Below are 9,037 nucleotides of genomic sequence, written 5' to 3'. Positions count from 1 at the left end.
CTGAAGACCCAAGCGTAGGCATCGCGGTCAAGCTGAGTGCGACGGACGTAGATGGCCTGACGAACGTGAAATCGTTCACTGTCGGCACGCCAACCAACGGCACCTTCTACACCGACGCAGCGATGACCAACGCGGTGACCGGCGCTATTGACGCGGTCAACGGCGCAGCCACCGTGTACTTCAAGCCAAACGCGAACTTCAACGGCACCGCGAACTTCACCTACACCGCCACCGACGGCGGCAACGCTGACGGCACCAACGTACTGACTTCGCCAGCGGCCAACGGCGCCATCACCGTGACTCCGGTCAACGATGCGCCGGTAGCTGTGGCGACCACCGCGACCGGTGCTGAAGACCCAAGCGTAGGTATCGCGGTCAAACTGAGCGCAACCGACGTAGACGGCCTGACGAACGTGAAATCCTTCACTGTCGGCACGCCAACCAACGGCACCTTCTACACCGACGCGGCGATGACCAACGCGGTGACCGGCGCCATTAACGCGGTGAACGGCGCAGCCACCGTGTACTTCAAACCGAACGCGAACTTCAACGGCACGGCGAACTTCACCTACACCGCCACCGACAGCGGCGACGCTGACGGCACCAACGTACTGACTTCGCCAGCGGCCAACGGCGCCATCACCGTGACTCCGGTCAATGATGCGCCGGTTGCAGCGACGACTACCGCGACGGGTGCTGAAGACCCAAGCGTAGGTATCGCGGTCAAGCTGAGCGCAACCGACGTGGATGGCCTGGCGAACGTGAAATCCTTCACTGTCGGCACGCCAACCAATGGCACGTTCTACACCGACGCGGCGATGACCAAAGCGGTGACCGGCGCTATTGACGCGGTCAACGGCGCAGCCACCGTGTACTTCAAGCCAAACGCGAACTTCAACGGCACGGCGAACTTCACCTACACCGCCACCGACAGCGGCGACGCTAACGGCACCAGCGTACTGACCTCGCCAGCGGCTAACGGCACCATCACCGTGACTCCGGTCAACGATGCGCCGGTTGCAGCGACGACTACCGCGACGGGTGCTGAAGACCCAAGCGTAGGTATCGCGGTCAAGCTGAGCGCAACCGACGTGGATGGCCTGGCGAACGTGAAATCCTTCACCGTCGGCACGCCAACCAACGGCACCTTCTACACCGACGCGGCGATGACCAAAGCGGTGACCGGCGCTATTGACGCGGTCAACGGCGCAGCCACCGTGTACTTCAAGCCAAACGCGAACTTCAACGGCACGGCGAACTTCACCTACACCGCCACCGACAGCGGCGACGCTAACGGCACCAGCGTACTGACCTCGCCAGCGGCTAACGGCACCATCACCGTGACTCCGGTAAACGATGCGCCGGTTGCAGCGACGACTACCGCGACGGGTGCTGAAGATCCAACGGTTGGTATCGCGGTCAAGCTGAGCGCAACCGACGTAGATGGCCTGGCGAACGTGAAATCCTTCACCGTCGGCACGCCAACCAACGGCACGTTCTACACCGACGCGGCGATGACCAAAGCGGTGACCGGCGCTGTTGACGCGGTCAACGGCGCAGCCACCGTGTACTTCAAGCCAAACGCGAACTTCAACGGCACGGCGAACTTCACCTACACCGCCACCGACAGCGGCGACGCTAACGGTAGCAATCCGCTGACCTCGGCCCCGGCTAACGGCACCATCACCGTGACCTCGGTCAACGACGCACCGACCCTGGACCTGAGCACCGCAGACGGCTCCGCCCTCACCAGCTACAGCGCGGCCTACACCGAGCGCGGTACCGGTGGCGTAGCGATCACTGGCAAAGTAGCCATTGGTGACGTCGACAGCACCCAGATGCAAAGCGCGACCATCACCTTGAAAAACGCCAGCGCGGGCGACCAACTCAGCTCGAGCCTGGTGACAGTGGGCGGTACTTACAAAGGCGTCACCCTGACCAGCGTCGGTACTGACGTCAGTGGCAAAATCGTCCTGACCCTGTCGGGTGCAGCTGACTCGGCCACCTACAAGTCGCTGCTTGAGTCGTTCCAGTACTCCAGCACCAGCAAGTATCCGACTACGGGTGATCGCACCGTCGAGATCTCGGTGAAGGACAACGAAGGTTCTGACAGCTTGAGTTCGTCGGTGGCGACCAGCACCATTACCGTTGCGCCACAGGCTTATGTGGTGACTGAAGGCGGCGGTGCTGCCGATGTCATCGACCTGAGCAGCACCTCGGCCAACAACGTGGTGGTCGGCGACAAAGGCGGTATCGTCAATGCGGGCAGCAACTACAACATCGCCTTCATCGTCGATACCTCGGGCAGTATCGGTAGCAGTGCGATGACGTCGATCAAGACACAGCTTGCGACCGTGTTCGATACCTTGATCAGCAATGCCGGTAAGAGCGACTCGGGTATTGTGAAAGTGTTGCTGGTCGACTTCGATACTCGGGTCGAAGCGCAGGTCTCGGTCAACCTCGCCGACAAGGACGGTGCTAAAGCTGCCTTGCAGGCTGTGTTGACTCAGATGGCGTCCAAATCGAGCGACATGACCAACTATCAGGATGCGTTCAACGCCGCCACCAATTGGTTCAAGAGCGACGAAGCCACGAGCAATGTGGGTGCAAAAAACCTGACGTACTTCATTACAGACGGTGAGCCGAACGTGTACACCGCCGTTGATGGCAACCCTTACCTGGGCGTGGCCAGTCGGAATGGCTCGTCTGTTTACTTTGACAGCGTCGTCAAGAACTCCAATTACGTCTTGGGTCAGACCTCCTCGGTCACAGCGACAATCAATGGCAAGACGCAGGTGATTGTCGATGGAGCCGGCCATGTCTATTCCTACGATAGTCGTGGCAATCAAACTTACGAAGGCGACGTGGTGGCCAACAGCAGCGGCGGTTTTGACGTCGCGTCGGTCTATAACAACTCCAGCACCGCCATGAGCAACGCCCAGTCGGCCTACTCCGATCTGGTCAACGCGGTTCCAGGCAAGGTTGTCGTCGAGGCCATCGGTTTGGGCTCGAACATTGATACCACTGTGCTCAAGCAGTTTGATACCGATCACACCGTTTCCACGATCGACACCGCGAAGCTGGCGGATGCGATCACCGGCCACGCGGCCGATACCGGCGCCGACACCCTCACCGGTGGTTCGGGTAACGACATCCTGTTCGGCGACCTGATCAGCTACAACAACCTTGAAGGCAGTGCTGCACTCAAGGCGTTCGCGGCCGACAAACTGTCCACGACCGTCGACCACATCGACGACCGCACCTTGCACCAGTTCATCAGCGAGCACGTCGCCGATGTCGGCGCATTGGCCAGCGCGTCGAACATCTACGGTACTAGCGATGGCGCTGACAAACTGATCGGCAACGTCGGCGACGACATTCTGTTCGGCCAAGGCGGTAACGATGTGCTCTCCGGCGGTGCGGGTAACGACATCCTGGTAGGCGGCAAGGGCAACGACACCCTTACCGGCGGCGCGGGGGCGGATACCTTCGTGTGGCTCAAAGGGGATACCAACACCGGGACTGGCGTCGATACCATCACCGACTTCAAGCACGGCGAAGGCGATAAGTTGGACCTGTCCGATTTGCTGCAAGGCAATAACGACACCAACCTGTCCAGCTACCTGAAGTTGACCACCGACTCGTCAGGCTCGACGCTGAGTGTCAGCAGCACCGGTTCGTTCACGGCGCAGGGTGGCACGGCCGATGTCACGATCAAGATCGATGGCGCCAACTGGGGCAGTGGCAGTGCTGCGATCAACAACCTGATCGCCGGTGGTGACCTGACAGTCAAGCATCACGACTGATCACCCTGGAGCGCCAATCTTTCGGGATTGGTGCTCCACGGGCACCAGCTTTGGGAAAATGTGTGTAATCTCTGTGGGAGCCAGGTGCGGCGCCTGCAGGGATTTTTTATTGGGAGAACGCTGATGTTCTATGTGCAACGCGATCAATACAACGCTTTGGTCCGCGTCGAGGCGCAGGCTTTCGCCGAATCCACCGGGACTCTACCGGCGGATCATCAGGACATTCAGGCGTGGTTTGCCACGGATGTGATCGACAACAGCCTCAAGCAGCTCCAACAGAGCGACTCCGAGATGATTCGGGTGCTCGATGACTTGATTCAGGTGCTGACCGCCAAGGGCGTGATCCGCATCACGGACCTGCCGCCCGCCGCGCAGGTCAAGGTGATGGAGCGTACCCATGCACGGACGGCGCTGGGCGGGTTGAGTGAGCTGATCAATGATGATGAAAGCGGTTTGATCTGAGGCGAGCGCACCTCCTTAACGGCATGAGCGTCAAGGAGGCATGATTATTCGTCGCTCCACTTCCAGGGCGCGGGTTCACCGACCAGTTGGCCTTGCACCCCTTCAATACCCATCTCGCGAATCACGCGTAACTCACCTTCGGTTTCCACGCGCTCGGCAATCAACGGCAAGTCAATGCTGTGGGCGGCACGCTGGATCGCCTCGATAAAAATGCGCTTGTGGCTTTCCTGATCAATGGCTCGGATATAGCTGCCGTCGATTTTGAGGTACGCCAGGCCCAGTTTCGCCAGGTTGCCGATCATGCTGAAACGCCCGCCGAAACGTTGCAGGCCAAGGCTGTATCCCAGGCTGCGCATGCGTCGGGTGAGACGCTCCAATTGGAGTTGCTCGGGCACTTGCTCTTCGCCGATCTCCAGGATCAGGCGCGCGCCGAGTGCGGGATGTTGCGCCAATCGCTCGAACATCCGCTCCAGGGCTTGCGGGTCATTCAAGGTCGCCGCCGAGAGGTTCAATGCCACCGATTGGTTGTGCTCTGCCAGGTGTTTGATCACCAGGTCGAGCATCAGTTGGTCAAGCCGTGCCGTCCAGCCGAAGCGCTCCAGCCAGGGCAGGAAGTGCCCCGCCGCAATGGTCTGGTCCTGGTTGTCGAGCAGGCGTGAGAGCACCTTGTAGTGCAGCACCTGACGGGTATCGCTGCTACTGACCACCGGCTGGAAAAACAAGCGGAAGCGCCCTTGATTCAGGGCATCGTCGAGCAGGGTGTGCCAGCTGTGCGAGTCGTCGCTGACGGTGCTCGAGGTCTGCTGCTCCAGGCATACCCAGGTTTGGCCGCCACCGGCTTCAGCTTGGGCCAGGGCCTGGTCGGCCAGCATCAGCAGGTCTGCCGAGGCATCGCCGGGTTTGTAGGGTGCGAGCCCGATGTAGGCCACGATCGACATGTCGGTGGCGCCCGTTTCGTGCAGGCTCTGCAGGATGATTTCCAGCGCCTGGGCCAGTTGCACCGCTTCGTGACGCACCAGGCCGGGGGCAAGCACCGCGAACTCGCCGCCACGGCTGCGGGTGATCAGGTTATGGGTTTCCGGGTACTTGGCACAGGTACGCACCAGTTGCTGGCTGACGGCTTGCAGCAGTTGGTCGGTGCGTTGCCCGCCCAGGCGCTGGTTGAGACCGCCCAGGTCGTTGACCCGCAAGATCAGCAGGTAGCCTGAACTGCCTTCCTCCAGGTTGCTGACCCGCGAGTTGAGCTGCATCTCGAAATAACGCCGGTTCGCCAACCCGGTCAGGCTGTCCTGATAGGACTCCACGCGCAGCTTCTCGCTGCGTTCGGTCTGTTCATTGAACAACGCCTTGAGCTTCTCGACCATCTGGTTCATGGCCTGCACCACGCGCCGCAGTTCGGGGGTGCGGGGCAGGTCGGGCAGGCTGATGAATTCGCGCCGCGCAATGGCGTGGGACTGCTCGACCATATAGTCCAGCGGCTTCAACTGACGGCGCAGCAACAGTGCGCCCAGCACCGCACTCGCGGCACCGCAGAGCAGCAACCAGCCCAGGCTGCCCAGCGCGCTCTGCCAGAGTTTGGCCAGGGCAAACATCGGGTGGCTGACCACCTCGACCCGTGCCGCCTGCTGCCAGCCACGGCTGACGATTGCATCGCCGCCGGCCGGCGCGAGGCCGATCATCTTCACGAACCAGGCCGGTACGCTGCTGGCATCAGGCTCGGCGGCACGCTCCACCAGCACCTGGTTATTGCTCAGGTCCACCACGCGGATGCTCGCGTAGTAGCCACTGTCAAAGATCGAGCTGACCATCAGCTCGGTCATCGCCGGGTCATCGATGTTCGGCGTCAGCGACAGCGCCAGTGCGGTCGCCGCGTCCTGAGCGTGGGAACGCAACTGGTTGACGTACTGCGCGCGCGAGCTTTCCAGGCTGACGAAGAAGCTACCGCTGAAGGCGACCACTAGAAACACACAGATAGCGATCAGCAATTGTTTGAACAGTGACATCGTAGCTCCTGTTAATTACCCGAATTGGCCGGAAACCCTTCGGCGGTCATTTTTTTCAAGACGTCCTGCCAGCGTGACAGGCGCTTGGTATCACCGACTTTCTTGTTGCCCGCCGCGCCGGTCAGCCACAGCCCCTCGCCGTTGAACGCGTAGACCGGCAGCAGGTCCGGACGCTGGCTGGCCGGCAGAATGGGGTCCATCAGGCTGTCCAGCACCAACGGCATGGCTTCCGGGCTTACATAGTAGGTCAGTACCATATGCGCACGATTCTGGCGCAAGGCTTTGACGTAGGTTATGCGCAGCTTCTCGGCCGGGACACCCAAGTGACGCAGGCTGAAGTATTTGGCGATGGCATAGTCTTCACAGTCTCCGGCGCCTTTCCACAGGGATTGAATGGGCGTCGCCCAATAATCAATCTCGTGCCACAGGTCGATATCTTCCTCGTAGCGCAACTGGCGGTTAAAGAACGCGTTGACCACGTTGAGTTGCTCGGTCTCGCTGACCTGCTTTTGCGTCGCCAGCAGTTGCTGCCAGGCATCGATGCGCTGGCGCCCTGCGCCCAGAGGCCCGTAAAGCGCCTCGGCGCGGCGGCTGATCTGGCTGAAATCCCAATCGGCGAGCAGATTGCCCAGCAGGCCGCCACCCAGCAACAGCGTGATGGCCAGACCGTACAGGAACCGAGGGAAGTTAAAGCGTATCGCCACCGCGATTACCCGAGCTTGCAGCATTTAAGGTGTGGCAATGGTGCGGTGATACCGGGTAAAAAACAATGGCACGATGAAATCACTTTGCAGCAATTTAGCCTAATTGAGTGCCGGTAAATTGGCTGTTTTCCGCTCGTCTGAAAGGAATGCGCCAATACCATCAAAATAATGACACCTCATACCGCCTGCTACAGAATGTCGCAACGAAAGCGCCGACAAAAAGACCTGCGGTCGGCCTTATCTGCCGACCGTTGACGTCTTTGATTGCGCCGTGAAGGAGCTCTGGCCATGAGTCGTACCGATGATCTATTTGCCCTGTGCGGCAATAGCCGGCCCCGCGACCCCAAGGGGCGAAACGCACGGCTGCATTTTTTCGGCACCCTTCCGTTCGATGATGGCACCCGCCTGAACCAGAAAGACGGCTCGCGCTTTTCCACCCATGCGCCATCGGCCTATGAGCAACCCCAGCCTTACGACTTGAGTGCACCGTGCCCTACAGTGGTGGCACTGGTCTCGGTCAATGGCGGCGTCGGCCGCAGTACCTTGGTCACGGCGTTGAGCAGCGGCTTGCAGCGCCTGGGCGAGTCGGTGGTGGCGCTGGACCTCGACCCTCAAAACGCGTTGCGCCAGCATTTCGGCGTGGACCCTGAACTCCTTGGCGTCGGCCGCGCCAGCTTGCTCGACACGCGATGGGAGACCCTCCTGCAAGCAGGGTTCGCCGGTTGCCAAGTGATTCCCTTTGGGAATACCGGCATCCAGCAGAAGGACAACCTACAGGGTTGGCTCACGCGGGAGCCGAAGTGGCTGGCACAGCGCCTGTCGACGTTGGGGTTAAGTGAGCGACAGATCATGCTCATCGATACCCCTGCCGGCGATAACGTCTATCTGCATCAAGCGTTGAGCGTGGCTGATTGTGTGTTGGTCGTCGTCCAGCCGAATGCCGCCTGTCTCGGTACGCTGGACCAATTGGACGCCGTGCTGGCGGGTTACCTTGAGCGTGAGCGCCCGCCACAACGCCTCTACGTAATCAATCAATTGGATGAGCGCTCGGCGTTCAGCCTGGACATGGTTGACGCCTTCAAACTGCGCCTGGGCGACCGTCCGTTGGAAGTCGTGCATCGCGAACCGTCGATCAGCGAAGCGCTGGCCTTTGCTACGGACCCCTTGGATAACCTCGCGGCGAGCGTGGCCTGCGACGATATCAACGACCTGTGCCGGTTATTGATCGCCCGGAAAAAAGCCCGCTAAATTACGCTTTATGCGCTTAACGCCAAATGCTTATGCACAATCGGCAGGTTGGCAGCGCCCCGGAACCGGCCCTGGGTGGAGCCATTCTCAACACGCCGCAACTGCCTGTTTTGCGTGCGTTTTATTCTGTGAACAAAAAATGACCAATGTGGCGTTTTGCCTGTAGCGCAGACGTTTAAATCCTCTGTAAAGATTTCATCAACAGAGTTATCCACAGGCCGAGTGCAGAAAAAATCGCCCCTTAATCGCGCTCAGCCAGCACCATAAGGTTGCGCGGGGTCAGCCTGGTTTCGCAGAAGCTGCCTACTTCAACCTTGTAGCCTTGTTCGCGCAGAAACAGTGCCCGATCCAGCACCAACCAAAGCTCCAGCGGGCGCCGAAACAACCCACGCAGCAATTCCAGGTTTCTGACCTCGGCCAAGCGCCGCCACCCGCGTGCCTCCAGCGCTGCCCAATCCTGCTCGCCTGTGGATAACCCTTTGAGGCCCGCCAACTCGCGGCAATAGTCGGCGAAGGGTTTATCCAGCCAACTGGCGGGCAGGGAAGGCGTGGGCAAGTACGTGTCGCAATGGCGCAATTGGCGCTGCAGGTGATCGAAACCCAGGCGCCTGGCCATGGACGTATCCCGTTGCTGGCGTACCCGCTTGCCGGCAGTGACGGTTTCGCTGAGGGGCAGACCCAGGTCATCGACCGATAACTGCAACGCCGAAGCGCGGCCTGCGCCCGACAGCGGTTGGTAGCGGTCGGCGTGGATGCGGTTGTAGCAGCACGGCGCCAGCGCCAGTTGCTTGCAGCCGGCAGCGCTGGCCAGTTG

At 60.5% G+C, this 9,037-nt stretch carries 5 protein-coding genes and 1 pseudogene; 3 read left to right on the top strand and 3 right to left on the bottom strand.

The features are described 5' to 3' along the window. Positions 1-3,806: beta strand repeat-containing protein (locus L9Z73_RS11765; protein WP_247400471.1), on the top strand; the 3,806-nt coding region annotated here is incomplete at its 5' end. Between the two features lie 123 nt (positions 3,807-3,929). Further along, positions 3,930-4,268, top strand: a complete 339-nt coding sequence (locus L9Z73_RS11760; RefSeq protein ID WP_247400469.1) for a tryptophan synthase subunit beta — start codon at positions 3,930-3,932, stop codon at positions 4,266-4,268. Positions 4,269-4,312: 44 nt separating this feature from the next. On the opposite strand, the gene lapD is transcribed toward L9Z73_RS11760, so the two are convergent. Together lapD and lapG are read right to left on the bottom strand one after the other, a co-directional pair. Next, complete coding sequence (gene lapD, locus L9Z73_RS11755) at positions 4,313-6,271, bottom strand: cyclic di-GMP receptor LapD (RefSeq protein WP_247400466.1); 1,959 nt, start codon at positions 6,269-6,271, stop codon at positions 4,313-4,315. An 11-nt stretch (positions 6,272-6,282) separates the two neighbouring features. After that, positions 6,283-6,975, bottom strand: coding sequence for a cysteine protease LapG (lapG, locus tag L9Z73_RS11750; protein WP_247400464.1), 693 nt, complete (start codon positions 6,973-6,975; stop codon positions 6,283-6,285). Positions 6,976-7,263: 288 nt separating this feature from the next. Here lapG and bcsQ point away from each other — a divergent pair, with 288 nt between their 5' ends. After that, complete coding sequence (gene bcsQ, locus L9Z73_RS11745; RefSeq protein ID WP_247400462.1) at positions 7,264-8,223, top strand: cellulose biosynthesis protein BcsQ; 960 nt, start codon at positions 7,264-7,266, stop codon at positions 8,221-8,223. Between the two features lie 241 nt (positions 8,224-8,464). Here bcsQ and L9Z73_RS11740 read toward each other — a convergent pair. Further along, positions 8,465-9,037 (bottom strand): annotated as a pseudogene (locus L9Z73_RS11740) (SAM-dependent methyltransferase); the annotation flags it as partial.

Source organism: Pseudomonas emilianonis (assembly GCF_023072625.1).
GTDB classification, from domain to species: domain Bacteria; phylum Pseudomonadota; class Gammaproteobacteria; order Pseudomonadales; family Pseudomonadaceae; genus Aquipseudomonas; species Aquipseudomonas paraveronii.
This window is presented reverse-complemented; position numbering and strand designations above follow the sequence as displayed.

Bases quoted from the DNA above. Each gene is read 5' to 3' on its own strand.
- lapD (WP_247400466.1), bottom strand. From the start codon at position 6,271: ATGTCACTGTTCAAACAATTGCTGATCGCTATCTGTGTGTTTCTAGTG.
- L9Z73_RS11760 (WP_247400469.1), top strand. From the start codon at position 3,930: ATGTTCTATGTGCAACGCGATCAATACAACGCTTTGGTCCGCGTCGAG.
- bcsQ (WP_247400462.1), top strand. From the start codon at position 7,264: ATGAGTCGTACCGATGATCTATTTGCCCTGTGCGGCAATAGCCGGCCC.